Origin of the sequence: Rhizobium sp. SU303 (genome assembly GCF_021052345.1) — a bacterium.
Classification (GTDB): Bacteria; Pseudomonadota; Alphaproteobacteria; order Rhizobiales; family Rhizobiaceae; genus Rhizobium; species Rhizobium laguerreae.
In genome coordinates, this window is the sequence record NZ_CP088095.1 from 3,750,001 (window position 1) to 3,776,235 (window position 26,235).

General features: G+C 62.3%; 22 protein-coding genes. 19 read left to right on the forward strand and 3 right to left on the reverse strand.

Annotation, left to right across the window (positions count from 1 at the left end; all coding sequences use genetic code 11):
- The first annotated feature begins 143 nt into the window (after positions 1–143).
- The 19 genes from RlegSU303_RS18640 (at position 144) to RlegSU303_RS18730 (ending at position 22,872) form a co-directional block, all read left to right on the forward strand.
- Positions 144–950 (forward strand): pseudouridine synthase, encoded by an 807-nt coding sequence (locus RlegSU303_RS18640; protein ID WP_017989313.1) that lies wholly within the window; start codon positions 144–146, stop codon positions 948–950.
- 14 nt (positions 951–964) lie between these two features.
- Complete coding sequence (locus tag RlegSU303_RS18645; protein ID WP_131630531.1) at positions 965–1,663, forward strand: phosphoribosyltransferase; 699 nt, start codon at positions 965–967, stop codon at positions 1,661–1,663.
- Between the two features lie 91 nt (positions 1,664–1,754).
- Positions 1,755–3,497 carry an SLC13 family permease gene (locus RlegSU303_RS18650; RefSeq protein WP_231283252.1) on the forward strand — a complete coding sequence of 581 codons (1,743 nt, stop codon included), beginning with the start codon at positions 1,755–1,757 and terminating at the stop codon, positions 3,495–3,497.
- An 84-nt stretch (positions 3,498–3,581) separates the two neighbouring features.
- A complete protein-coding gene (locus RlegSU303_RS18655) occupies positions 3,582–4,526 on the forward strand; it encodes a phosphoribosylaminoimidazolesuccinocarboxamide synthase (RefSeq protein WP_168280348.1) in 945 nt (314 codons plus the stop codon).
- 199 nt (positions 4,527–4,725) lie between these two features.
- Positions 4,726–5,328: a TetR family transcriptional regulator gene (locus RlegSU303_RS18660; protein WP_012758802.1), complete on the forward strand. Its 603-nt coding sequence runs from the start codon at positions 4,726–4,728 to the stop codon at positions 5,326–5,328.
- A 169-nt stretch (positions 5,329–5,497) separates the two neighbouring features.
- Positions 5,498–6,709: an efflux RND transporter periplasmic adaptor subunit gene (locus RlegSU303_RS18665; RefSeq protein WP_168280347.1), complete on the forward strand. Its 1,212-nt coding sequence runs from the start codon at positions 5,498–5,500 to the stop codon at positions 6,707–6,709.
- Between the two features lie 48 nt (positions 6,710–6,757).
- The gene (locus RlegSU303_RS18670) at positions 6,758–9,868 is read left to right on the forward strand and encodes an efflux RND transporter permease subunit (RefSeq protein WP_094087495.1); all 3,111 of its coding nucleotides are present in this window, start codon (positions 6,758–6,760) and stop codon (positions 9,866–9,868) included.
- Positions 9,869–10,016: 148 nt separating this feature from the next.
- Positions 10,017–11,450 carry an efflux transporter outer membrane subunit gene (locus tag RlegSU303_RS18675; protein ID WP_017961934.1) on the forward strand — a complete coding sequence of 478 codons (1,434 nt, stop codon included), beginning with the start codon at positions 10,017–10,019 and terminating at the stop codon, positions 11,448–11,450.
- 174 nt (positions 11,451–11,624) lie between these two features.
- Positions 11,625–12,668: a LacI family DNA-binding transcriptional regulator gene (locus RlegSU303_RS18680; RefSeq protein ID WP_017961935.1), complete on the forward strand. Its 1,044-nt coding sequence runs from the start codon at positions 11,625–11,627 to the stop codon at positions 12,666–12,668.
- Between the two features lies 1 nt (position 12,669).
- Positions 12,670–13,692 (forward strand): ABC transporter substrate-binding protein, encoded by a 1,023-nt coding sequence (locus RlegSU303_RS18685; RefSeq protein ID WP_017961936.1) that lies wholly within the window; start codon positions 12,670–12,672, stop codon positions 13,690–13,692.
- A gap of 69 nt (positions 13,693–13,761) precedes the next feature.
- Entirely contained in the window at positions 13,762–14,589 is an 828-nt protein-coding gene (locus tag RlegSU303_RS18690; RefSeq protein WP_017961937.1) for an ABC transporter permease, read from the forward strand.
- Entirely contained in the window at positions 14,586–15,365 is a 780-nt protein-coding gene (locus RlegSU303_RS18695; RefSeq protein WP_131630514.1) for an ABC transporter permease, read from the forward strand. The genes RlegSU303_RS18690 and RlegSU303_RS18695 overlap by 4 nt, the downstream gene beginning before the upstream one ends.
- Complete coding sequence (locus RlegSU303_RS18700) at positions 15,358–16,383, forward strand: ABC transporter ATP-binding protein (RefSeq protein WP_017961939.1); 1,026 nt, start codon at positions 15,358–15,360, stop codon at positions 16,381–16,383. The genes RlegSU303_RS18695 and RlegSU303_RS18700 overlap by 8 nt, the downstream gene beginning before the upstream one ends.
- A 4-nt stretch (positions 16,384–16,387) precedes the next feature.
- The gene (locus RlegSU303_RS18705; protein WP_131718867.1) at positions 16,388–17,308 is read left to right on the forward strand and encodes a nucleoside hydrolase; all 921 of its coding nucleotides are present in this window, start codon (positions 16,388–16,390) and stop codon (positions 17,306–17,308) included.
- On the forward strand, positions 17,305–19,092 hold the full coding sequence (locus RlegSU303_RS18710) for an adenine deaminase (RefSeq protein WP_131718866.1): 1,788 nt from the start codon (positions 17,305–17,307) through the stop codon (positions 19,090–19,092). The genes RlegSU303_RS18705 and RlegSU303_RS18710 overlap by 4 nt, the downstream gene beginning before the upstream one ends.
- A gap of 246 nt (positions 19,093–19,338) precedes the next feature.
- A complete protein-coding gene (locus RlegSU303_RS18715; RefSeq protein ID WP_094087491.1) occupies positions 19,339–20,271 on the forward strand; it encodes a metal ABC transporter substrate-binding protein in 933 nt (310 codons plus the stop codon).
- The gene (locus RlegSU303_RS18720; protein WP_017961943.1) at positions 20,268–21,173 is read left to right on the forward strand and encodes a manganese/iron ABC transporter ATP-binding protein; all 906 of its coding nucleotides are present in this window, start codon (positions 20,268–20,270) and stop codon (positions 21,171–21,173) included. The genes RlegSU303_RS18715 and RlegSU303_RS18720 overlap by 4 nt, the downstream gene beginning before the upstream one ends.
- Entirely contained in the window at positions 21,170–22,030 is an 861-nt protein-coding gene (locus RlegSU303_RS18725; RefSeq protein ID WP_168280345.1) for a metal ABC transporter permease, read from the forward strand. The genes RlegSU303_RS18720 and RlegSU303_RS18725 overlap by 4 nt, the downstream gene beginning before the upstream one ends.
- Complete coding sequence (locus RlegSU303_RS18730; protein ID WP_017961945.1) at positions 22,027–22,872, forward strand: metal ABC transporter permease; 846 nt, start codon at positions 22,027–22,029, stop codon at positions 22,870–22,872. Before RlegSU303_RS18725 ends, RlegSU303_RS18730 begins: the two co-directional genes overlap by 4 nt.
- 31 nt (positions 22,873–22,903) lie before the next feature.
- Here the strand turns inward: RlegSU303_RS18730 and RlegSU303_RS18735 are convergent, their stop codons facing one another.
- From RlegSU303_RS18735 to RlegSU303_RS18745, 3 genes are all read right to left on the reverse strand, one after another.
- Positions 22,904–24,073, reverse strand: a complete 1,170-nt coding sequence (locus tag RlegSU303_RS18735) for a M20 aminoacylase family protein (RefSeq protein ID WP_131621866.1) — start codon at positions 24,071–24,073, stop codon at positions 22,904–22,906.
- A gap of 167 nt (positions 24,074–24,240) precedes the next feature.
- On the reverse strand, positions 24,241–25,746 hold the full coding sequence (locus RlegSU303_RS18740) for a tripartite tricarboxylate transporter permease (protein ID WP_017961947.1): 1,506 nt from the start codon (positions 25,744–25,746) through the stop codon (positions 24,241–24,243).
- Positions 25,747–25,755: 9 nt separating this feature from the next.
- Positions 25,756–26,217: a tripartite tricarboxylate transporter TctB family protein gene (locus RlegSU303_RS18745; RefSeq protein WP_131621862.1), complete on the reverse strand. Its 462-nt coding sequence runs from the start codon at positions 26,215–26,217 to the stop codon at positions 25,756–25,758.
- Positions 26,218–26,235: the final 18 nt, after the last annotated feature.

Genomic DNA, 26,235 nt, shown 5'->3' on the forward strand with positions numbered 1-26,235 from the left:
ACAAAGCCGCGACGGCGCTTTATCCAAAGCGCTGAGCCCTTTTTGCAGCGCCTGTTATTCCCCTCGTTTTTTATTCACGCTGCTGGCATCCTTCTGTCGTTCATGCCAAGAAAACGGCATCAAAAGCAGGATAAGGATGGCAGATGAGGGAGCGGCGCCCACCGCACAAGACGCGTGAACGGACAAAGCCCGCCGATAACGCCGCGGCCAAACGAGTCACCCTTCCCCGCGCCCTTTCCAAGCTCGGTTATTGCTCCCGCACGCAGGCCGAACGCCTGATCGCCGAAAATCGTGTTGCGGTTGACGGCCGAACCGTCAGCGATACCGCCGCATGGGTCGATCTTGCCACGGCAAGCATCAGCATCGACGGCCTTGTCATCGCTGCCGAAGCGAAAATCTATCTGATGCTCAACAAACCTCGCGGTCTCGTCACCACACGCCACGATCCCGAAGGCAGGCCGACGGTCTATGATTGTCTCAGGGATTTCGACATCCCGCATCTCTCTCCGGTCGGCCGGCTCGACAAGGCGAGCGAGGGCCTGCTGCTTTTCACCAACGACACCGAATTCGCCCAGATCCTGCTCGATCCGGTCACGCATGTGACGAAGACCTATCATGTCCAGATCGACCGCATCATGGACGACGAGGACATTGCCGCCATGACATCGGGCATCCGCCACGACGGCGAGCTGCTGACGGCAACCGCCGCGCGGCGCCTGCGCCAGGGCGACAGGAATTCATGGATCGAGGTCGAGCTCGACGAGGGCCGCAACCGCCAGATCCGCCGCATGCTGGAGGCGCTCGGAACCGAATGCTTGCGCCTCGTGCGCGTGGCAATCGGCGGGCTCGAACTCGGCGAACTGCCGAAAGGCGCCGTGCGTGCGCTGAGCGAACCAGAATTGCAGGCGCTGCGCCGGAAAACCGGCATGGAAAGGACGAGACGCAATTGACTGCTGTGACGGAGATGGCGCCGCACGATTTCTGGCAGGAGCTTCACCCGCCCGGCACCTTTGCCGGCGATGGGGAATTCACCTCCTTCTTTGTCGCCACGCTCGAAGACGGCCGCCAGCTTCGCCTGCCGATCCGTGAGTTGACGGATGGCGGCCAGGCTCTCGCCTCGCTGATTGTCAACCAGGCGAGCTTCGCCGTGCTCGATGTGCTCGCCGAAAGCCTCGCCGAAAAGATCAGGCCCATGCGCATCGACGTCGTCGCCGGCCTGCCGACGCTCGGCCTGACGCTGGCCGCTGCCGTGGCGCAGAAGCTCGGCCATAGCCGATACGTTCCGCTCGGCACCTCGCGCAAATTCTGGTATCGCGACGAGCTTTCCGTCGCCCTGTCTTCGATCACCACGCCGACACAGCAGAAACGTCTCTATATCGATCCGCGCATGCTGCCGCTGCTGCAGGGACGACGCGTCGCACTCATCGATGACGTCATTTCCAGCGGCGCCTCGATCGTCGCCGGTCTTCATCTGCTGACAGGCTGCGGCATCAATCCCGTCGTCATCGGTGCGGCCATGCTGCAATCGGAGCGCTGGCACGAAAGCCTCGCAGCCGCCGGGCCGCAATGGATCGCGCGCACCGTCGGCGTCTTCACAACCCCCATTCTGCAGCGGAACGCCAGAGGCCGGTGGCAGGCACCACCAGCCTGGCGCGCGATATGAGCATTGTTCAATCTTTGGCTGAAGGCGCCTCTGTACAGCGCATGAGGAACGATTACAGTCCCGCCTGATCGATGAAACAACGGACCCGCCCATGTCGTTCGAGCAAGCATCCCTGCTGATCCTTCTGCTGGCGATGCTCATTTTCTTCTCGCTCGATCGCATCCGCATCGAGGTGGTCTCGATCGCCGGCCTGCTTGGCGGCCATGCGCTCGGCCTTTATCCCGCCGAGCAGATCTTCGCGGGCTTCGCCAGTCCCGTCGTCATCACCGTCGTCGAGATCCTGCTGATCGTCCAGGTGCTGGCGCGCACCAAGCTCTTCGACAGTCTCGCCGCCCGTTTCGCGGCTGCAAGACCTTCGGGCTTCAAGGTCATCGCCGGCACGTCCTCGCTCGCCGGCTTCATGTCCATCTTCATGAATAATATCGGCGCCTTTGCGATCACCCTGCCGGTAGCGCTACGTCTCGGCACGGTCCTGACGATCCCCCGCCGCCAGCTCGTAATGCCGGTCTCGTTCGCGGCCCTGCTCGGCGGCCTCGTTTCGCTGATCGGCACGCCGGCCAACCTGCTCGTCAGCGATGCGCTCGCCAAGGCGACCGGAACCGGCTTTCACTTCTTCGATTTCGCCTATGTCGGCCTGCCGGTCGCCATCGCCGGCATTCTGCTCATCGCCTTTCGCGTGCAGCACCTGTTTCCGGAACCGGACGAAACACCCGCAACGATCTCCCCGGCGGCGCGGCGCATCGTCGTCGAGCGTCGCATCCCTGACGTCTCACCGCTGATTGGCGTAAGGCTTACCGATTGCCCGGCACGGTTCGCCATCAAGCCGTACGCGCTGATCCGTGACGACAACTTTGCGTTCGGTCCGCTCGACCAGTTGGTGATCGCACCCGGCGACGTACTGCTTGCCGAGGGCGCCGATGCGACCTTTGCCGATCTTGCCGCCACACGGGCGCTGATGGCCGACGCCCACGCGCTTGGTCTGCAGGCGGATTTCACCCGTATCGAAGCCGTGGTCATGCCGGAAAGCACGCTGGTCGGTTCGCGCGTGCGCTCGCTTGAAGTCTTCCATTCTCGCGGCGTTGCTGTCACCGCCCTTTCCATGCGCGCGCCACGCATCGAGGGCCGCTTCCTCGACCTGCAATTGTCGATCGGCGATATATTGACGCTGGAGGGGCCGCGCATTGCAATCGGCGAAGCGTTGGAGGAAAGCGAGTGCCTGCCGCTCGCCTCGACAGCACCGAGCGAACCGGTGCTCCTATCCTGGCGGCCCTTCGCGCTCTTTGCCTGCGGCGTCGCCGCCTCGGCGGCCGGCCTGCGTCCCGACATCGCTTTTGCCGGCGTCGTGCTCGTGCTCGCTCTGCTCAATCATCTGAACATCCGTCAGGCGATGGCCGATCTCAACTGGCCGATCATCATCATGTTGGCCTCGATGATCCCGATCGGCCAGGCGGTGGCAAGCACCGGAGCGGCCGAAACCATTGCCGGCTGGCTGAGCCTCGTCGTGCCGATCACCCATCCGCTCTTCGGCATCGCCCTCATCCTCTTTCTCGCCATGGCATTGACGCCTTTCGTCAACAACGCAACGGTCGCAATCGTCCTGACCCCGATCGCACTGGAATTCGCAAGGGCCGGCCGGCATGCGCCTGACGCCTATCTGATCGCGGTCGCCGCCGGCGCGTCGCTCGATTTCCTGACGCCTTTCGGCCATCACAACAACACGCTGGCAATGGGCATCGGCGGCTACCGCTTCAGTGATTTCCTGCGCGCCGGCTGGCCGCTTGCCGTCGCAAGTTACGGCCTCGCCCTGCTTCTTACCGGTCTGTTCTGGCTCTGATGCGATATCCGATCGCCTTGACTTCCCCAGCAATGAAACTAGAGCAGGAAGTCTTCACCCAATAATGAAGGACAGTCGAGCACCGTGCGAATTCTCTCCGAAGCCCATTTCCCGGAATTGCCGAACTATTATCGCGGCAAGGTGCGCGAGAATTACGATCTTCCGGACGGACGCCGCATTATTATCAGCACCGACCGGCTAAGCGCTTTCGACCGCATCCTCACCTGCATCCCCTATAAGGGCGAGGTACTGACGCAGACGGCGCGCTACTGGTTCGAGGCGACGAAGGACATCTGCCCGAACCACGTTCTCGACTATCCCGATCCGAATGTCGTCATCGGCAAGCGGCTCGACATCCTGCCGGTCGAGATCGTCGTGCGCGGTTATCTCGCCGGCACCACCGGCACCTCGATCCTGACGCTTTATAAGAAGGGCGAACGCGAGATGTACGGAATGCGTCTGCCCAACGGCATGCGCGACAACCAGATCCTGCCGGAACCCGTCATCACGCCGACCAGCAAGGAATTCGACGGCGGCCACGATGAGCCGCTCACGCCGGCCGAAATCGTCACGCGTGGCCTTCTCACCAATGAACAATGGCAGACGCTGTCGACATATGCGCTCGCCCTCTTTGCCCGTGGCCAGGAGATGGCGGCGAAAAACGGGCTGATCCTGGTTGATACCAAATACGAGTTCGGCACCGATGGTGACGGCAACATTATCCTCGCCGACGAGATCCACACGCCGGACAGTAGCCGCTACTGGCTTGCCGAAAGCTATCCGGCAAGCTTTGCCGCCGGAAAACGCCCGGAAAGTTTCGACAAGGATTTTGTCCGCGCCTGGGTGGCGGAGCGCTGCGACCCCTATAAGGACGAGATCCCGGAAATCCCCGCCGAACTGATCGAGCAGACCTCGGCCGTCTACATCAAAGCCTACGAGGCGATCACCGGCGAGCGCTTCGTTCCCGATGATAGCGGCGAGACGCCGCTTGCCCGTGTCCGAAACAACCTCGCCCGCTATTTTCCTTGAAAAGACGAACGCGAAGGCCGCCAAGCCGTTCATGAGTTTGCGGCGTTTCGCCCAATCGCGCTAGAGCGCCGCGCGTCCAACAGGACGCTCTATCACTTTGAATTGGCGCATAATCCTTTCCGAAAATCGATTCCGATTTTCGGGGTTATGCGCTAGCATCGAAAAAAAGGGGTATCGGGCTCAGCCCGGCGGGGAACAGATGGTAAGAAGGCCAAGACGCAAGGCCGAGGAAACGCGGGAAGACATTCTCTCCATGGCGGAGATGCTGTTTCGCGAGCGCGGCTTCGTCGCGGTGTCGATCGCCGATATCGCCGGCGCGCTCCACATGTCGCCCGCCAATGTCTTCAAGCATTTCCGTTCCAAGGTCGCACTGGTCGATGCGATCGCAGGACGTCATCTCGACGATGCCGCCGAGCGCTTCGCCGCCTTCGATGAGAAGCTGCCGCCAAAGGAACAACTGCTCCGCTTCATCCTGCGCCTGCTGGAAAGCCACCTGCAGGACATCCAGAAGAACCCTTACATCTTCGAAATGGTGCTTTCGACGATCGAAGCCAAACTCGAGGCCGGCAATCGCTATCGCGCCCGCATCGAGGCAAAGCTCGGCGAGATCATCCGTGAGGGCATGGCGGAGGGAAGTTATCATTGCCGCGATCCCGAAAGCGCGGCGCATACGGTGGCAGACGTCCTGGCCTGCGTGCTGCACCCTGTCCTGATCGCTCGCGACGACAAGGAGACGCTCGTGCACCGCGCCGAAAAAATCGTGTGTTTCGTCCATGCCGCACTGCAAAATAGCGCTTGCTAAGTGATGATTGCTGAATTACGTCACTTCGTAAAGCTTTTCTTAAATTCGGATGACGGCATTTGAAGCCAACCCAATCCTGACGCTTATGTAAGCCTGCGCTCGATCAAGCCGAGCCCGCAGGCCCGAGCTCGTAGATTGAACGACGATTGCCACCGCACAGGAATTCAGCATGATACGGCGTGCCCTCCTCATCTCCTCGGCCCTGGCATTCGCAGCCCTTCTCGCCGCTTGCAGCGACAGTGGCTCCAAGCCCGCCGGCAATGCGGGTGCAGGCGCGGCGCAGCAGGCTGCCCTCGTCGGCGTGATGGCGTTGACGAAGGGCACGTTCCCGATCACCACGATCCTGCCCGGCCGTGCCGAGACATTTCAGACCGCCGATATCCGGCCGCAGGTTAGCGGCCTGATCCGCGAGGTCGCCTTTAAGGACGGCGGCGAAATCAAGAAGGGCGACCTTCTCTACCAGATCGAGGATGCACCCTACATCGCCGCCGTCGAGCAGGCCAAGGCGGCGATCTCCAAGGCGCAGGCGAGCGTGCCGAGCGCTGAAAGCAATCTCGACCGCTACCAGCGCCTCGTCGGCAGCGGCGCCACCCAGATCGAATTCGAAACAGCCAAGACGACGCTGCTCCAGGCCAAGGCCGAAGTCGAGTCGGCGAAGGCCTCGCTTTCCGCTGCACAGATCGACCTCGACCACACCAGGATCGTCGCCCCCTTCGATGGCATCATCGACCAGACGGCCGTTAATGTCGGCAACGTCGTCTCGGCCAACCAGACGACGGCGCTGACGACGATCCGCCAACTCGATCCGATCTACATCTCGCTGACGGAATCGAGCACCAACCTCTTGAAGCTGCGCGATGCTATGGCCGCCGGCGACATCAAGGGCGAAGCCAACGTGGTCTTCCATCTGATCCTGGAAAACGGCAAGGAATACAATCAGCAGGGCAAGCTCGACATGTCGAAGCAGGTGGTCAGTGAGACGACCGGCACCTTCATCATTCGTGTGCTCTTTCCCAATCCCGACCGTATCGTGCTGCCCGGCATGTATGTCCGCGCAACCGTCGAGCTCGGCGCCGAGGCCGGCTATGCGCTGCCGCAGCTGGCGACAAGCCGTGACGCCAACGGCCGGCTGACGGCACAGTTCATTTCCGCCGACGGCAAGGTCGAAACCCGCGCCTTCGAGAACAGCTCGCCCTCCAACAATTCCTGGCTCGTGACCGAAGGCATCAAGGACGGCGATCAGCTGATCGTCAGCGGCCTGCAATCGATCACCTCAGGCATGCCGGTGAAGCCGGTCCCGATGAAGATCAACGACACCGGCGTGGTCGTGGCTGCCGAGCAGCCCGCGGCCGGTGACGCGCAGAAGCCCGCAGCGAAGTAATCGCCGCAGGCCCGCATCGTCACCGTCTCAGCCGCACAGGAACAACCGATGGCCAAGTTTTTCATCCGACGTCCGATTTTCGCCTGGGTCATTGCGATCACCATCATGCTCGCCGGCCTGCTGGCGATTTTCACGCTGTCGATCTCGCAATATCCCGACATCGCCCCGACGACGGTTCGCATCAACGCCACCTATCGCGGCGCCAGCGCCGAGACTGTCGAGAAATCGGTGACGACGATCATCGAGGACGGCATGACCGGCCTCGACGACCTCACCTACATGACCTCGACCTCATCGACGGGTTCGGCCAGCATCCAGCTCACCTTCGGGACGAGCGCCGACCCCGATATCGCCCAGGTGCAGGTGCAGAACAAGCTGCAGCTGGTTCAGTCGCAGCTTCCAAGCGACGTCATCGATGCCGGCATCAGCGTCACCCGCTCGACCTCGAGCATCCTTCTCGTCGGCTCGCTCGTTTCGACCGACGGCAAACGCAACTCTGTCGACCTCGGCAATATCATGTCGACCTCGATCGAAGATCAGATCCAGCGCCTGGAAGGCGTCGGCAGCATCAATGTCTTCGGTTCGGGATACGCCATGCGCGTCTGGCTCGATCCCTTCAAGCTGTTGAAATACCAGTTGACGCCGAGCGACGTGACGTCAGCCATCCAGGCGCAGAACACCCAGGTCTCCGTCGGTTCGCTCGGTGCTCAGCCAACGATCCCCGGCCAGCAGATCAACGTCACCATCACCGCCCAAAGCCAGCTGACCACCGTCGCCGATTTCGAGCACATCATCCTGAAGGTCGAAAAGGACGGCGCGACGGTGCGCTTGAGCGACGTCTCGCGCATCGAGATCGGTCAGGAAAGCTACGGCGGCAGTTCGCGGTACAACGGCCAGCCGTCGACCGGTTTCGCCGTCAATCTTGCAATCGGCGCCAACGCCATCGATACCGCCGCCCGCGTGCGCTCCGCGCTCGAGGTTATCGGCCGCGGCCTGCCGGCAGGTGTCGAGATCACCTATCCCTACGACACCACGCCCTTCGTGGAACTGTCGATCGAGAAGGTCGTGCACACGCTGATCGAGGCGATCGTGCTCGTCTTCGTGGTGCTGCTCGTCTTCCTGCAGAATCTCCGGGCGACGCTGATCCCGACCATTGCCGTTCCCGTGGTGCTGCTCGGCACCTTCGGGGTCCTGGCGGTCACCGGCTACTCGATCAATACCTTGACGATGTTCGCCATGGTGCTGGCGATCGGTCTTCTCGTCGACGACGCCATCGTCGTCGTCGAAAACGTCGAACGCATCATGTCCGAAGAAAAGCTTTCGCCGCTCGAAGCGACGGAAAAATCGATGGGCGAGATCACCGGCGCCATCGTCGGCATCGCGCTCGTCCTCACCGCCGTCTTCATTCCGATGGCCTTCTTCGGCGGTTCGACCGGCATCATCTATCGCCAGTTCTCGATCACCATCGTCTCGGCCATGCTGCTGTCGGCACTCGTCGCCCTCGTGCTGACGCCCGCACTTTGCGCCACGATGCTGAAGCCGGTCGGCGAACACAGGAAGCACCGCGTCGGCGACTGGTTCAACCGCAACTTCACGCGCTCGACCAACGGCTATATCAGCGCCATCGGCTATCTGCTGAAGCGGCCGATCCGCGTCATGCTGGTCTTCCTCCTGGTCGGCGCCGGCTGCGCCTATCTCTTCACCCGCCTGCCGAGTTCCTTCCTGCCGCAGGAAGACCAGGGCGTGCTGCTGACCATCGTCACCACGCCGCCGGGCTCGACCACGCAGCAGACCCAGGCAGTCGTCGAAAAGGTCGAGAAATACTATCGTGAAAACGAGAAGGACGCCGTCGATTCCGTGTTCGGCGCGCTCGGTTTCGGCTTCAGCGGTTCCGGCCAGAACAGCGCCATCGTCTTCACCAAGCTCAAGGATTTCTCGCTGCGCACCGATCCGAAGCTGAGCGCCCAGTCGGTCGTCAACCGGGCGCTTGGCAATTTCTTTGCGATCCGCGAGGCGCAGGTCTTCGCGCTGCTGCCGCCGGCGATCCAAGGTCTCGGCGTGTCGAGCGGCTTCTCGATGTATCTCGTCGACACCGGCGGCCATGGCAACGACGCCCTGACGGCCGCCTCCAAGCGGTTGATCCAGATGGGCAATAGCTCGGGCAAGATCGTGGCGCTGCGCAGCAGCAACAAGGAAGTCGAGCCGCAGATGCGCATCGTGCTCGATCAGGAAAAGATCGGCGCCATGGGCGTCGACATCACCTCGGTCAATTCGATGCTGTCGATCATCTTCACCGGCCGTGACGTCAACGACTTCACGTTGAACGGCGAGATCAAACCGGTCTACGTCGAGGGCGATGCGCCCTTCCGCATGCAGCCGAGCGATCTAAACCACTGGTACGCCCGCAACAATGACGGCGAAATGGTGCCCTTCTCCGCCTTTACCCGCACAGAGTGGGTGAAGGGCGCGCCTTCGCTTGCCCGCTTCAACGCCGTCAGCGCCATTCCGCTCGACGGAGCGTCCGCACCCGGAGTTTCCTCCGGCGATGCGATGAACGAAATGGAAGCGCTGACCAGTGAGCTCGGCGGCGGTTATACCGTCGCCTGGCAGGGCATCTCCTACCAGGAGCGCCTTTCCGGTTCGCAGGCGCCAATGCTTTACGCGATCTCGGTTCTCGTTGTCTTCCTTTGCCTAGCAGCGCTTTACGAAAGCTGGTCGATCCCCTTCTCGGTGATCATGGCGGTGCCTGTCGGCATCCTCGGGGCGCTGACGGCGGCAACCCTCTTCGGCCAGGCAAACGACGTCTATTTCAAGGTCGGCTTGCTGACCACCATCGGGCTGGCGGCGAAGAACGCCATTCTGATTGTCGAATTCGCAAAGGACCGCATGGAAAGCGGCATGGGGCTCTACGAGGCGACGTTGGAAGCTGCGAGATTGCGGCTGCGGCCGATCATCATGACCTCGCTTGCCTTCATTCTCGGCGTCGTGCCGCTGGCGATCGCGACAGGCGCGGGCTCGGCGGCACAGAATGCCATCGGTATCGGCGTTCTCGGCGGCATGCTGGCGGCGACGATGCTCGGAATTTTCTTCGTGCCGTCGTTTTTCGTCGTCATTCGACGCATCTTTGCCACACGCGCCAAAAATGCGGCAGGACTGTGATATAAATGCACTGTGATAATGCAGTTCCCGTTGCTACATTGCGCCCGACTGCTTCGGTGTGTTTTTTTGGTATGACGAGGCGCGGCGGCGATAGTGAAGCATGAAGCGTCGGACAAGAATTGACTTGCTCGAGTACAGGATGAAATGAATGGTATCTCTTCGTTTTGCCACACCGGCATTATTGTTATTGTTGTCGGGCTGCGTCGTAGGCCCGGATCATGCTCCTCCTGAAATGCCGCTGCCCGCCAAATTCGGAGAAGGCGGAACGAAGAGTGTAGGCGACGTTGCAACCGCAGCCTGGTGGACCGCCTTCAGCGATCCCAAGCTGAATGGCTATGTCCAGGCCGGACTCGATCAGAACCTGACCGTCCAGCAGGCGATCGAACGCATCAATTCGGCTTCCGCCAACGTCATCGCCGCCGGCGCCGGCGGCCTGCCGAACCTGAACGTCGGCGCTTCGCACACGATCAGCGGCCAGAAGGGCGAGCTGCGCACACAGTTCGACACGCGCAACACCAGTGCCGGCGACGTCCAGTTGAGCTGGCTGCTCGACCTCTTCGGCCTCTACAAGCGCAGCACCGAGAGCGCGCTTGCGTCGCTCGATTCAGCATACGCATCCGCTGATGTCGCCAAGCTGACCCTCGTGCAAGATCTCGTCTCGAGCTATATCGACGTTCGCTATTATCAGCAGCGCCTGGCGCTTTCGAGGGCCAACCTGAAGTCTCGTCAGGAAACCTACGAACTGACCAAGTTCCAGCTTGAAGCCGGCGCCGCCTCGCGTCTCGACGTCGTCCAGGCCGAAGGTCTCGTACAGTCGACGCTGGCCGAAATTCCCGGCCTCGAAACCAACATCCGCATATCGGCCCATCACATCGCCACGCTGCTCGGCCTGCCGGCCTCGGCTCTCGTCGATGAATTGCTGAAGGGCCGTGGCCAGCCGGTATTCCGTGGCGGCATCACCTCCGGCATTCCGGCAGATCTGATCCGCAACCGTCCCGACATTCGCGTAGCGGAGCGTGATCTCGCCGCCGCAACGGCCAATATCGGTGTTGCCCAGGCGCAGCTTTATCCGAGCATCTCGCTCAGCGGCTCGATCTCGCCGTCCTACATCAACCAGCGCGGCGTCCATGGCGGCCTGACCGGCTGGTCCTTCGGCCCGACCCTCAATCTGCCGATTTTCGACGGCGGCGCCCTGCGCGCCAACGTCAAAACTGCACAGTCCAATGCCGCCAATGCCTATCTCAACTGGAAGTCGACGGTGCTGTCCGCCGTCGAACAGGTCGAGAATGCACTTTCTGCCGTCCGGCGTGACGCGCGCACGGTCGCAGCACTTCAGGCCCAAGTGAAGACCACGCAGGAAACGCTTGAGCTTTCCACAGCATCCTACAAGGACGGCGCCTCTTCGCTGCTCGACGTTCTCGACGCCCAGCGCCAGGTTTCGCTCGCTCAGGCAAGCCTTGCCGCAGCCGTCCAGCAGATGGCCAAGGACTATGTCTCGCTGAACATCGCAATCGGCGGCGGTTTCGCCCCCGGCGGCAAGACCACCGCACCGACGGTGAAGACTGTGGCCGTCAAAAGCTGACAGCTGCTTCAATCGATCTGAAAGTACAAAGCCTCGCGATCGTCTCGCGGGGCTTTTTCTTGTCTGCCGCGTGCGGCAACCGAATAATTGCGCATAAGATAAATTCGGATTCGACAGGCGAGATAAGCTGAGCTATCACTCTGATTAAACGATTAATCAGAGTGATCGTCAATCATGGCAACATCGCGCCCGGGACCAAACCTCAGCAGGATAGCGACGTCGCTCGGCGTCTCCGTCGCCACGGTTTCCAATGCGCTTTCCGGCAAGGGCCGGGTTTCCGGCCAACTGGTCGAAAGGATCCGTGAGCATGCAGCCGAGCTCGGTTATGTCCCGAGCCAGGCCGGGCGGGCGCTACGGACCGGCCGCAGCGGCGTCCTCGGCCTGGTGCTGCCCGATATCGCCAATCCGCTGTTCCCGAAGATCGCGCAGGCGATCGAATTTGCTGCCTCCGCCGCAGGTTACGGCGTGCTGATCGCCGATTCCCGCGGTGATGTCGCCGCCCAGATCGAGGCGATCAACCGCCTGGTCGAGCGCGGCGTCGACGGCATGGTTATCATTCCCCGCCGCGCCACCCGCATTTCGTCCGCCGCCTGTCCGGTCGCCGTCATCGACACTCCCTCGACGCCCGGCAACACCGTCGCCGCCGACCATTGGCAGGGCGGCCGCGAAATCGCCGGCCACCTCGCAGGCCTCGGCCATCGCCGTATCCTTATCATCGGCAACAATCAGGAATCCAACGTCCAGAACGACCGCGTCGGCGGCATCCGCTCCGGCATGCGCCCGGGCATGCATTCGGAAACGCTGTGGATCGATAGGCTGGAACAGGAGAACGGCGGCGGCTGCCCGCTCGGCCTCGCCGAAAAAGTCAGGCAGGGTTTCACCGCCTTCGCAGCCCTCTCCGACCTGCAGGCGCTGCGGGCGCTGACGGAGTTGCAGCAGGCAGGTATCAACATTCCTACTGACGTCAGCGTCACCGGTTTCGACGACCTCATCTGGTCGCCTGTTGTCACACCGTCGCTGACGACGGTCCGGATGGACATGGATAGGATTGCCGGGATTGCCGTGTCGGCGCTCGTGGATACCATAAGAACAAGCAGCATCCGCGAGGGCATGCTCGTTACCGCGGAGATCGAACGCGTCGCCATGCAGTTGATCGTCCGCCAATCATCCGGGCCTGCGATCCCGGCACCAAAAACCTCAGAGATGGAGAACATGTAAGATGAAAAAAGCTCTTATTGCCTCGGCAGCGTTCGCCGCCCTTTCGCCGCTCGCCGCGGCCGCAGCAGAACGAACCCTGACGATTTCCGTCTATGCCTTTGCGCAGGATGATTTCAAGACGCTCGTCTACGATCCGTTCGAAGCCAAATGCGGCTGCAAGCTGGTAGTCGAGACCGGCAACAGCGTCGAGCGTCTGGCCAAGATGGAGGCGAACAAGGCCAACCCCGTCGTCGATCTCGCCGCCGTTTCCATGGCCGATGCGCTGGCCGCCTCCCGCGCCGGCCTGATCGACAAGATCGATACCGCAAAACTCACCGATTTCGCCAAGCTCTATGACGTCGCCAAGGATCCGAACGGCGACGGCACGAGCGTCGGTTACACCTTCTACGCCACTTCGATTGCCTATCGCTCCGACAAGATGAAGATCGACTCCTGGGCCGATCTCTTGAAGCCGGAATATGTCGGCCACGTCGCCTTTCCGAACGTGACCACCAACCAAGGCCCGCCGGCGCTCCATATGCTCGGCCTGGCGCTCGGCAAGGACACGCCGGATCTAAAGGGACCGATCGAAGCGCTCGGCGAGAAGAAGGACGACATCGTCACCTTCTACGAAAAGTCCTCGCAGCTGGTGCAACTGATGCAACAGGAAGAGATCTGGGCAGCGCCGATCGGCCGTTTCTCCTGGGCCGGTTTCACCAAGCTCGACGTCCCGGTCGCCTGGGCAACGCCGAAGGAGGGCCAGACCGGCGGTATGAACGTGCTGGTCCTGACCAAGGGCTCGAAGAACCAGGATCTCGCTTTGCAGTTCATGGACTTCTGGCTCTCGACCGACATCCAGACCAAACTCGCCGAAAAGCTGATCGACAGCCCAGCAAACAGCGAGGTCAAGCTTTCCGAGGCCGCCGCCAACAACCTCACCTATGGCGAGGAAACGGCCAAGAGCCTCAAGCTGATCCCATCGGCCGTCGCCCTCGACAATCGCGCCGGCTGGCTGAAGACGTGGAACGAGAAGGTCGGCCAGTAAGGCCCGCGTGAAAACTCGCCCCGGCACCTCTGCCGGGGGTCCCCTTCTTGTCCACTCGAAAGGCGCCTCATGTTCCAGAACCGCGCAGAAGCCCTGGCGCTTGCCTTGCCGGCAGCCATCTTTGCGACCGTGGTCTTTCTGTTGCCCGTTGCGATCCTCTTGTCGGAGGGCTTCCGCGCCGGCAGCAGCTGGAGCCTATCGGCCTATGCCGATTTCTTCTCCGGGACGTTGAACCGCACCGTTTTCCTGCGCACGTTCCGGCTCGGCCTCGAAGTCACCGCCGTTTCCGCGGTCATCGGTTATGCCGCAGCCTTTGCCATCGTCAACCTGCCGGCGAATGGCAAGGGCCGGATGATCGGCCTGGTGACCCTGCCGCTGATGATCTCGCCGGTGGCCCGCACATATGCCTGGATCGTCATTCTCGGCCGCACCGGCATCGTCAACCAGGCGATAACAGGCCTGGGTCTCAGCGCCGAGCCGCTGCGGCTGCTGTTTACCGAGACCGCCGTCTTCATCGGCCTCCTGCAGCTCTTTCTGCCGCTGATGATCCTATCGCTGATCAGCGCACTCGAAAACATGCCGAAGGATGCGATCCCGGCTGCACGCGTGCTTGGCGCCAACTGGTTCCAGGTCTTCTGGAAAGTCATCCTGCCGCTGACCAGGGAAGGCCTCGTCGTCGGCGGCACGCTTGTCTTCACCGGATCGCTGACCGCCTATATCACCCCCGCCGTGCTTGGCGGCTCCAAAGTGCTGATGCTGGAAACGCTGATGTATCAGCAGGTTTCCGTCGCCAATGATTTCGTTTCGGCAAGCGTCATCGCCTTCATCCTGATCGTCATGAGCTTTGCCGCCAACATTCTGCTGAAACGCCTTGCGACGGCGAGGAACCGCCGATGACGCTGCGCCTGTTTTCGCCTCTCGTGCTTTTCCTGCTGCTGGTCTTCCTGATCGGCCCGTTCCTGATCATCATCGCCGCTTCGCTATCATCAGGCGATACGCTGGCCTTCCCGCCGCAGGGCTTGTCGCTGCGTTGGGTGATGAAGGTGTTCACCATCGAGAGTTTCCGCGACAGCTTCGCCATGTCGATGTTCCTCGCTGTCTTCGGAACGCTCGCAGCCCTCCTCCTCGGCATCCCTGCCGCCTACGCCCTCTCCCGCTACAAGCTGCCCGCGGCCGAGACCGTCCGCACCATCGTCTCGCTGCCGATCATCGTGCCCGGCATCATCGTCGGCCTGGCGCTGCTGCGTTATCTCGTCGTGCCCTTCGGCTTCAACATCACGCTCGCGCTCTTCTTCGCCCATACGGCCCTGGTGCTGCCCTATGCCGTGCGCGTCGTCTCGGCGAGCCTCGACAATCTGCGCTCGGACATCGAGGAGGCCGCCGTCCTGCTCGGTTCCTCGCGGCTCGGCGCCTTCTTCCGCGTGGTGATGCCGAATATCCGCGGCGGCATCCTTGCCGCCTTCATCCTCGGCTTCGTCACCAGCTTCAATCAGGTGCCGGTCTCGCTCTTCCTGTCCGGTCCCGGCGTCCGCACGCTGCCGATCGACATGCTGGGTTACATGGAAACCACCTACGATCCTTCCACCGCGGCGCTCTCCGCCCTTCTCGCCTTTCTCTCGATCGGCATCGTCTTTCTCGCCGAACGCTTCCTGGGATTCTCGCGCTATGTCTGATGCCTATCTTCAACTCGACAAGCTGACCCTTGCCTATGGCGACACGGTCGCGGTGCGGGACCTCGACCTTGCGATCGGCAAAGGTGAGCTAGTGGCGCTTCTCGGCCCCTCCGGCTGCGGCAAGACGACGACGATGCGGGCCATCGCCGGCCTGCTGACGCCGGCCTCCGGCCGCATCCGCGTCGACGGCGCCGATATCACCCGCGTCTCCGCCAACAAACGTGCCGTTGGCCTCGTCTTCCAGTCCTATGCCCTCTTCCCGCATCTGACAGTCTATGAGAACGTCGCCTTCGGCCTGCGTCTCAAGGGCATTTCAGCGGAGGATCTCGATGCCCGCGTCGGGGCCGGCCTGAAATCCGTCGGGCTCTCGGCTTTTACCGGCCGCAAGCCCGCCGAACTCTCCGGCGGCCAGCAGCAGCGGGTGGCGCTCGCCCGCTCGATGGTGATGGAGCCGAAGGTGCTGTTGCTCGACGAGCCGCTCTCCAATCTCGATGCCCGCCTTCGCCTTGAAATGCGCGCCGAATTGCAACGCGTGCAGAAGGAGACCGGCGTCACCATGATCTTCGTCACCCACGACCAGGTGGAAGCCCTGGCGCTCGCCGACCGCATCGTCGTGATGCTGAACGGCGGCATCGAACAGATCGGCACGCCGGAGGAGATCTACAACAATCCGGCCTCAGCCTTCGTCGCCGATTTCGTCGGCTTCGAGAATGTCTTCGCGCTGAAGGATGGAAAGCTTGCGACGCCGAATGGGCCGGTCGGACTTTCCGGCCCGGCTCCGGTAGCCGCAGCCGGCCTCGCCTGGCGTCCGCGCATGGTGACCCTTGGCTCCGGTGCTTTCCAGGGCACCGTGCGCGGCACGTCTTTCGCCGGCAACACCCGCGAATACCTGCTCGACACTCCGCTCGGCCCGATCAAGGCCGAGATCGATGCGGGCCTGCCGCCGCACGAGATCGGCAGCCCGCTCGCCTTCGATCTGCCGGTTGCCAGCGCGGCAAGCCTCAAACGGTTCGGGTGAAATCATGGGCGTCTGGATCGACACGGACATGGGCTTCGACGACATCGCCGCCATTCTGGTGGTGGGACAGTCGGAATTCGAGATCGACGGAGTATCACTGGTCTTCGGCAATACGCCGCTGCCGCAGGTGAGGATGAACGCCGCGGGCGCCGCCAGTGCCTTCGGCTGGACGTTCCCCATCCACACCGGCCGCGCCATGCCCGTGCTCGGCAAGCTCGAAACCGCTCAGGCGATCCTCGGCGAAACCGGCATCCCCACCATCGGCAGGAGCCTGCCGCAGGCGGCTGACCTTGCCGAAAGCGATGCCTTCGCAGCACTCTGCCGCTGGCTGGAGTGCAAAGGCCAGCACCGCATCCTGGCGCTTGGCCCGCTCACCAACATCGCCGCCGTGGCGCTTGCCCGGCCCGATCTTGCCGCCCGCATCACCGAGCTCGTCTGGATGGGCGGCGGCGTCACCAGTGGCAACCATACAGCCTCCGCCGAGTTCAACGCCCTCGCCGATCCCGAGGCTCTCTCGATCGTCATCGCCCATGGCCTGCCGCTGCGCATGGTCGATCTCGACCTCTGCCGCAAGGTGCTGGCCAGACCCGAAGACGCCGAGCCGGTGCGCAACGCCGGCGGCGCCAATGCCGAGCTGATCGCCGATATGTTTTCGGGTTATATCCGCATCGGCACCAGCCGCGGCCGCCCGGCCATGGCAATTTACGATCCTTCCGCCGCCGTCGCCTTCGTCGCTCCAGATATCGTCAGCTTCCGCCCTGCCCGTATCGACGTCGAGCTGCAGGGCGCCTTGACCCGCGGCCGTACCGTCGTCGAGACCCGCGCCACGCATGCGACCTTCAATGCGCAATTCGCCGCCGACATCGATGCCGACATGGCGCGTGTCATCATTCTCGCTGCCCTGGTCAACGAGGCCCGCAAATGAACGCCACTGCTCGCCAAGAACCCGCCGATCTCAACGATCCTGCCTTGCGCGCCCGCGCCGTCGCTGCTGCACGCGGCGATGCCCCCTTCGACATGCTGATCACCGGCGGCCGGCTGCTCGATGCGGTGACGGGCCTGATCCGGCAAGCCGATATCGGCCTCGTCGGCGCGCTGATATCAAGCGTTCATGCCCCGGCAAGCCGCACGGATGCCGTCGAGATCATCGATGCGGCGGGCAGTATCCTGACGCCCGGCCTGATTGACACGCACATGCATATCGAAAGTTCGATGGTGACACCCGCCGAATATGCGAGCGCGGTCTTGCCACGCGGCGTCACCACGATCGTGTGGGATCCGCATGAATTCGGCAATGTCCATGGGCTCGACGGCGTGCGCTGGGCGATCGAGGCGGCGCGCAGCCTGCCGCTGCGTATGATCCTTCTCGCGCCCTCCTGTGTGCCCTCCGCGCCGGGCCTGGAACTTGCCGGCGCCGATTTCGATGCCTCCATGATCACCGAGATGCTGCACTCCTCCGCCGTCGGCGGCGTCGCCGAAGTGATGAACATGCGCGGCGTCATCGACGGCGATCCGCGCATGACTGATATCGTCAATGCCGGCCTTACCGCCGGCAAGCTCGTCTGCGGCCATGCCCGCGGCCTCGAAGACGCCGATCTCAACGCCTTCATGGCATCGGGCATCACCTCCGACCACGAACTTACCTCCGGCGCCGATCTCCTCGCCAAGCTTTCCGCCGGCCTGACGATCGAGCTGCGCGGCTCTCACGACCATCTGCTGCAGGAGTTCGTCGAGGTGCTGAACGGTCTCGGCCACCTGCCCCCGACCGTCACGCTCTGCACCGACGACGTCTTTCCGGACGAACTCCATGAAGGCGGCGGCCTCGACGACGTCATCAGGCGCCTGGTGCGCTACGGCATGAAGCCGGAATGGGCCATCCGTGCCGCGACCTTCAATGCCGCACAACGTTTGAAGCGCTCCGATCTCGGCCTCGTCGCCGCCGGCCGCCGCGCGGACATCGTGCTCTTCGAAGACCTCGCGGAATTCCGGGCGCGGCTCGTCATATCAGGCGGCCGCATCGTTGCCCGCGACGGCAGCATGCAGGTTACCGTCCAACAGATCGATACGGCGCCGCTTGTCAATTCGGTGAAGCTGCCGCCGCTGACCGAGAATGACTTTCGCATTCCGGCGAAGGGGGAGCGCGTCCGCGTCGCCACCATCGACCGCCCGCGCTTCACGCAATGGGGCGAGGCCGAAACCGAGGTCAGGGATGGTTTCATCGTGCCGCCGGCCGGCAGCGCCATGATTTCAGTCGTCCACCGCCACGGCAAGGCTGACGGTATACCGCGCATCGGCTTCCTCACTGGTTGGGGTGAATGGCGCGGCGCCTTCTGTACCACCGTTTCGCATGACAGCCACAACCTTACCGTCTTCGGCGGCAATGCGGGCGACATGGCGCTCGCCGCCAACGCCGTCATATCAGCCGGCGGCGGCATGGCGGTGGCCAAAGACGGTAAGATCGAGGCGATGCTTCCGCTGCCGCTCTCCGGCCTGGTGACCGATGCATCGCTGAAGGATACGGCCCTGGCCTTCGCCGGCATCCGCAAGGAGATGGAAAAGATCGTCACGTGGAAGCCGCCCTATCTGGTCTTCAAGGCCTGCTTCGGCGCAACACTCGCCTGCAATCTCGGCCCGCATCAGACCGATCGGGGAATTGCCGATGTGGTAACGGGCAAGGTGCTGGAAAACCCGGTACTGAAGGTTTTGTAAAGGCCAGGCACGCGCAAGCTCCCAGTATGCGTTTGTTCGATGAGGTCGAGCGCAGCCAACCCGTCGGGTCCTCCTGTCCTCATTTTTCGGCCTCTAATTCGGATCATTTGTTGCAATTCATTCTTAATTGCACAATAGTCGGAGTAAGAGTCGTCAAGCATTTTTGCAAATCGTTCTGAATCGCAACTTGTTCGACTCTCCGCGGCTATTGCAATTCGGTCGCAATAGCAGCAAGAGGAGAAATATATGCTCTATAGGGAAAGACGGTCGGTTTTGGCCGGAGTTATTGGGGTGGCGTTCGCGGCCGTGCTGGCTGCTTTTCCCGCCGTCGCCCAACAGGCAAGCAATTCGAAGTTCAAGGTGGTGACGACCTTCACGGTGATTGCCGACATGGCAAAAAACGTGGCCGGTGATGCTGCGGTCGTGGAATCGATCACCAAGCCGGGCGCGGAGATCCACAACTATGCGCCGACACCGGGTGACATCCAGCGAGCACAAGGCGCACAGCTCATTCTCTGGAACGGGCTCAATCTGGAGCGCTGGTTCGAAAAGTTCTTCCAGAACCTGCACGACGTCCCCGGTGCCGTCGTCTCCGATGGCATCGAACCGCTGGGCATCTCGGAGGGCCCCTACGAAGGCAAGCCCAATCCCCACGCCTGGATGTCGCCGAAGAACGCCCTGATTTACGTCGACAATATCCGTGATGCTTTCGCAAAGTATGATCCGGCGAATGCGGAGACCTACAAGGCTAACGCCGAGGCCTACAAGCAGAAGATCGAAGCGACGATCACTCCGATCCGCGCCACCCTCGAAAAAATTCCCGAGGACAAGCGCTGGCTGGTTTCAAGCGAGGGCGCCTTTTCCTACCTCGCACGCGATTTCGGGCTGAAGGAACTCTATCTCTGGCCAATCAACGCCGACCAGCAGGGCACGCCCCAGCAGGTCCGCAAGGTGATCGATGCGGTGAAGGAAAACCAGATTCCAACCGTCTTCAGCGAAAGCACCGTTTCCGATAAACCGGCCCGGCAGGTGGCGCGCGAAACCGGCGCGCATTATGGCGGTGTCCTCTATGTCGACTCGCTGAGCGAAGCCGACGGCCCCGTGCCAACCTATATCGATCTTCTGCGCGTGACCTCCGATACCGTCGCGAAGGGTCTTGCCGATGGGTTGTCGCAATGACCGTGCTGCTTGGTAATCATGTCCGTCCCGCATCCTCGGATGCGGGATCGGGGATCACGGTAAAGGATGCGACCGTCACTTACCGCAACGGACATACGGCACTGAGGGACGCGAGTTTCCAGATCCCCACGGGCACGATCGCCGCGCTGGTCGGTGTCAACGGTTCCGGCAAGTCGACACTCTTCAAGTCGATCATGGGTTTCGTGCGTCTCGCCAGGGGCCACATTCGCGTGCTTGGCATGCCGGTCGAAGAGGCGCTGCGCAAGAACCTTGTCGCTTATGTGCCGCAATCGGAAGAAGTCGACTGGAATTTCCCGGTGCTGGTCGAGGATGTCGTAATGATGGGCCGCTACGGCCACATGGGCATGATGCGCATCCCGAAGGCCGCGGACCACGAGGCAGTGGCGGCCGCGCTCGCCCGCGTCGCCATGAGCGAGTTCCGCAAGCGCCAGATCGGCGAGCTTTCCGGCGGTCAGAGGAAGCGGGTCTTTTTGGCGCGAGCACTGGCGCAGGACGGCCGGGTCATTCTGCTCGATGAACCCTTTACCGGCGTCGACGTAAAGACCGAGGACCAGATCATCAAGCTCCTGCACGAACTGCGGGATGAAGGCCGCGTCATGCTGGTCTCCACCCACAATCTCGGCTCCGTGCCGGAATTCTGCGACCGGACCATCCTGATCAAGGGCACGGTGCTCGCCTACGGCCCGACCGTCGAGACTTTTACGCAGGAAAATCTGGAAAAGACCTTTGGTGGCGTGCTGCGTCATTTCGTGTTGAGCGGAGCGCAGAACGGCAGGGCAACGTCGATCGGCGTCATAACCGATGATGAGCGCCCCTTGATTCTGCAGGGTGGCAAAGCGACTGCCCGGGGCCCCGATAGTGGCAATGGGGGGCGGGAATGATAGCCGACCTCCTGCAGCCCTTCACCTATGAATACATGGTCAATGCCATGTGGGTGTCCGCCCTTGTCGGCGGCGTCTGCGCTTTCCTCTCCTGTTATCTGATGCTGAAAGGCTGGTCGCTGATCGGCGACGCACTCTCGCACGCGATCGTTCCCGGCGTTGCCGGCGCCTATATGCTCGGACTTCCCTTTTCGATCGGAGCCTTCTTTTCCGGAGGGCTCGCTGCCGCAGCGATGCTTTTCCTCAACCAGCGCACCAAGCTGAAGGAAGATGCCATCATCGGCCTGATCTTCTCCTCTTTCTTCGGGCTGGGCCTGTTCATGGTTTCGCTCCAGCCGATGGCGGTCAACATCCAGACGATCGTGCTCGGCAACATTCTCGCCATCACGCCCGAGGATACGCTGCAACTCGCCATCATCGGCTTCGTGTCACTCGCTGTCCTGCTCGTCAAATGGAAGGACCTGATGGTCACTTTCTTCGACGAGAGCCATGCCCGATCGATCGGTCTCAATCCGACCGCTCTCAAGGTCATTTTCTTCACGCTGCTGTCCGCCTCCACCGTCGCGGCGCTGCAGACAGTCGGTGCATTCCTCGTCATCTGCATGGTGGTGACGCCTGGCGCGACCGCCTATCTGCTGACTGAGCGCTTCCCGCGGCTGCTTGTGATCGCCGTCATCATCGGATCGATGACCAGTTTCGTGGGCGCTTATGCGAGTTACTTCCTCGATGGCGCGACAGGCGGCATCATCGTGGTGCTACAGACGGCAATCTTCCTGATCGCGTTCTTCTTCGCACCCAAACACGGCATGCTGGCAGCGCGCAGACGCGCCGCACGGGCACTGGAGGCAGCGCCATGAACATGGTCGACACGCTTCTTTCGCCTTTCCAGTTCGGCTTCATGGTGAATGCGCTGGTGATCTCGGTGCTGGTCGCAATCCCGATGGCGCTGTTGTCCTGCTTCCTGGTTCTGAAAGGCTGGTCTCTGATGGGAGACGCCATCAGCCACGCCGTCTTCCCCGGCGTGGTTATCGCCTATATCATCGGCATACCCTTCGCGGTCGGCGCCTTCGTGGCCGGCATGTTTTGTGCTATCGCCACCGGTTTTCTGAAAGATAACAGCCGTATCAAACAGGATACGGTGATGGGCATCGTTTTCTCCGGAATGTTCGGGCTCGGCCTGGTTCTTTATGTCAAGATCCAGTCCGACGTGCATCTCGACCACATCCTGTTCGGCGATATGCTCGGTGTCTCCTGGCGCGACATCGGGCAATCGGCCGTCATCGCCGCGATCACGGCTGTCATTCTTGGTGTGAAGTGGAAGGACTTCCTGCTGCACGCCTTCGACCCCGCCCAGGCGAGGGCGGTGGGCCTCAGGATCAACCTGCTGCATTACGGCCTTCTCGCCCTCATCTCGCTGACGATCGTCGGCGCCTTGCAGGCGGTCGGCATCATCCTTTCGATCGCCATGCTGATTGCGCCGGGAGCCATCGCCTTTCTGCTCACCCGCAAGTTCAGCACGATGCTGCTCCTCTCCGTCGTCATTGCCGTGATCGGCTCTTTCGTCGGCGTCTACCTGTCCTTCTTCATCGACAGCGCGCCGGCGCCGACCATCGTGCTTGTGCTGGCGATCGGCTTCGTGCTCGCCTTCATTCATGCCACGCGCGGGACGGCCCGGGTTGAGGAATCGCCGATCGACTGATGGACATTGACGAAGTCGCTGCAGCAGATAATCAAACCTTCAATTCTCGCTCGACCAATGCCACCCAATAGGCCGCCCCATATCCCAGCGCTTCATCGTTGAAATCATAGGCCGTGTTGTGATGCAGCGCCCCATCCAGCGCCGGACCGTTGCCGAGCCAGACATAGCAGCCCGGCGCGTTCTCGGCGAAGAAGGCGAAATCGTCGCCTGCCGTCGACGGCGGAAAACTTGTCTGCACCTTCCCGCCGAAGACCGAGCCGGCGGCCGTGAGCGCCCGTGCGGTCGCATCCGCATCGTTGATGACAGGCGGAATCCGCCGCTCGAATACATAGTCCACAGCAATGCCGTACATGGCGGCAGTGCCATGCGCCAATCGTCCGATCTCGGTCTCCAACTGGTCGCGCACATCGGGTGAATAGGCCCGCGCAGTCCCACCGATCTCGACGATATCAGGAATGACGTTCAGCGCCTTCGAGTCGCCCGCCTGCAGGAAACAGGCGCTGACGACGGCCGGTTGCAGCGGATCGACCACCCGCCCGACGATCGTCTGCAGTGATGACAGGAAGGTCCCGGCCGCCGTGATCGGATCGCGGCCGAGATGCGGCTTGGCGCCGTGCGTGCCGGTCCCACGGAAGGTCATGCGCCAGCTATCGGAGGAGGCAAGCTGCGGTCCCTCGACCACGGCGATCTCATCGACCGCAAGCCCGGGCATGTTATGCAGCCCATAGACGGCATCGCAGGGAAAAAGCGTGAACAGCCCCTCCTCGACCATGCGCCTTGCTCCGCCTCGCCCTTCTTCGGCCGGCTGGAAGATGAAATGCACCGTGCCGGAAAAATCCTGCGTTGCCGCTAGATGCCGCGCGGCGCCAAGCAGCATCGCCGTATGGCCGTCATGGCCGCAGGCATGCATCTTTCCGGGCACGGTCGATTTATAGGGCCGCTCCGCCATTTCAGGCATGGCGAGCGCGTCCATGTCGGCGCGCAGCCCGATCCTGCGCGTGCCGTTGCCGAGCTGCAGCGCGCCGACCACGCCGGTGCCGCCGAGACCGCGATGCACCGCGATGCCGGCTTCTTCTAGAAGCCTCGCGACGATGCCGGCGGTGCGCTCCTCCTCGAAACCGAGTTCGGGATGGGCGTGCAGGTCGCGGCGCAGGGAGGTCAGAAACGGCAGATCGTCTTTGATCCGGGCGGGAATGCTCATGAGCCTGGATATCCTGTCATGCGAAACGGGCGCCCAACCGGCGCCCGCGTCAGATCATTCCTTGTTCACCAAACGGCCCACAAGTTCAACCCCCAGAACAGGATGATTTAGGCCGGCCTAAATCTGAATCCTGTTCTCAATTAATGAGTTAGAGCATGATGTCGTCCTTAGGCCTCCTCGACGAACACCTCCTCGCGCTTCTTCTTGACACTCGGCAGGAAAACGACGATCAGCACGGCGACCGCAATGGCCAGAAGAATGGCGCTGATTGGCCGCGTGACGAAGGTGGTCGGATCGCCGCGCGACAGGATCATGGCGCGCCGGAGGTTCTCCTCGAGCAATGGCCCGAGCACGAAGCCGAGCAGAAGCGGCGCCGGCTCACAGCGAAGTTTCGCCAGCACATAGCCGATGAGCCCGAAGAAGGCGACGGCGTAGAGATCATAGACGTTGGCGTTGACGCTGTAGACCCCGATCGAGCAGAAGGCCATGATGATGGGGAAGAGCACGTAGTAAGGCACGGTCAAGAGCTTCACCCAGAGCCCGATCAGCGGCAGGTTAAGGATGACCAGCATCAGGTTGCCGATCCACATCGAGGCGATGATGCCCCAGAACAGCGCCGGCTGCTCGGTGGCGACGTTCGGACCGGGTACGATGCCCTGGATGATCATCGCCCCGACCATCAGCGCCATGACGGGATTGGCCGGAATGCCGAGCGTCAAGAGCGGAATGAACGAGGTTTGCGCGCCGGCATTGTTCGCCGATTCCGGTCCCGCAACGCCGGCAATCGCACCCTTGCCGAATTCCTCCGGCGTTTTCGACATCCGCTTTTCCACCGTGTAGGAGGCGAAGGCCGCGAGAATGGCGCCACCACCCGGCAGGATGCCCAGCGCCGAACCGATTGCCGTACCGCGAATGACCGGCGCAATCATTTCCTTGAATTCCTGGCGGGACGGCAAAAGGCCGGTGACCTTGGCCATCAGTACCGTGCGTGTCGACTCGCCCTCGAGGTTGCGCAGGATTTCCGCCACGCCGAAGACGCCGACGGCAAGCGCCACGAAGTTCAGCCCGTCGGCATATTCACGGATGCCGAGCGTGAAGCGTGGCGTGCCGGTGTAGATGTCGGTGCCGACGAGGCCGAGCAGCAGCCCGAGCGCCACCATGGCCAGCGCCTTGACGACCGAGCCATGCGCGAGCGCGATCGAGGAGACGAGGCCGACGATCATCAGCGAGAAATATTCCGCCGAGCCGAATTGCAGCGCGATTGCAGTCAGCGGCGGTGCGAAGATCGCGACGAGGAAGGTCGAGACCGTGCCGGCAAAGAACGAACCCAGCGCCGCGATCGCAAGCGCTGCGCCGGCCCGGCCCTTGCGGGCCATCTGGTAGCCGTCGATCGCGGTCACGGCCGAGGAGGATTCGCCCGGCATGTTGATCAGGATCGCCGTCGTCGAGCCGCCGTACTGCGCGCCGTAATAGATGCCGGCGAGCATGATCAGCGACGAAACCGGTTCGAGCTGGAAGGTGATCGGCAAGAGCATGGCGATCGTCGCCGTGGCGCCGATCCCGGGCAGCACGCCGATCAGCGTGCCGAGCAGCACGCCGAGCAGGCAGAAGAGCAGGTTTTCCGGAGTGCCGGCTGTTGCAAAGCCGAGCGCGAGATTGCTGAAAAGATCCATCATCGTCTCCTAGAACCGGACCCAGGGGCCGAAGCGCTCGAACGGCAGACCGAGCCCGTAGCTGAAGACCGCAACCGAAAAGATCGTCAGCAGCAACGACAGGATGATCGCGAAGAACACGTTCATCTTTTGCGATGCGAAGCAGGCGATCAAGGCGGTGAGGAACAGTGACGGTGCAAATCCGAGCCCGCGCACCGTCAGCCCGAAGAATACCGGTGCCGGCAGGATGAAGAGCATGCCGCGCCAGGCAAACGGGTCGATCGGCTCGCCCTCGACCCGCAGCGCCTGAATGAAGATGATCGCGCCGAGAAGCACGAGCACACCGGCAAGCACCAGCGGAAAATAACCGGGCCCCATGCGCACCGTCGTGCCGAGGTCGAGCCCCAGCGACTGGATGGCGAAGAAAGCGCCGGTCGCGACGAAAAGCGCGCCGCAAATCGCATTGGTGGTATCGAAACTGATGGATTTCATGGTGTCTCCTGGGGAGAT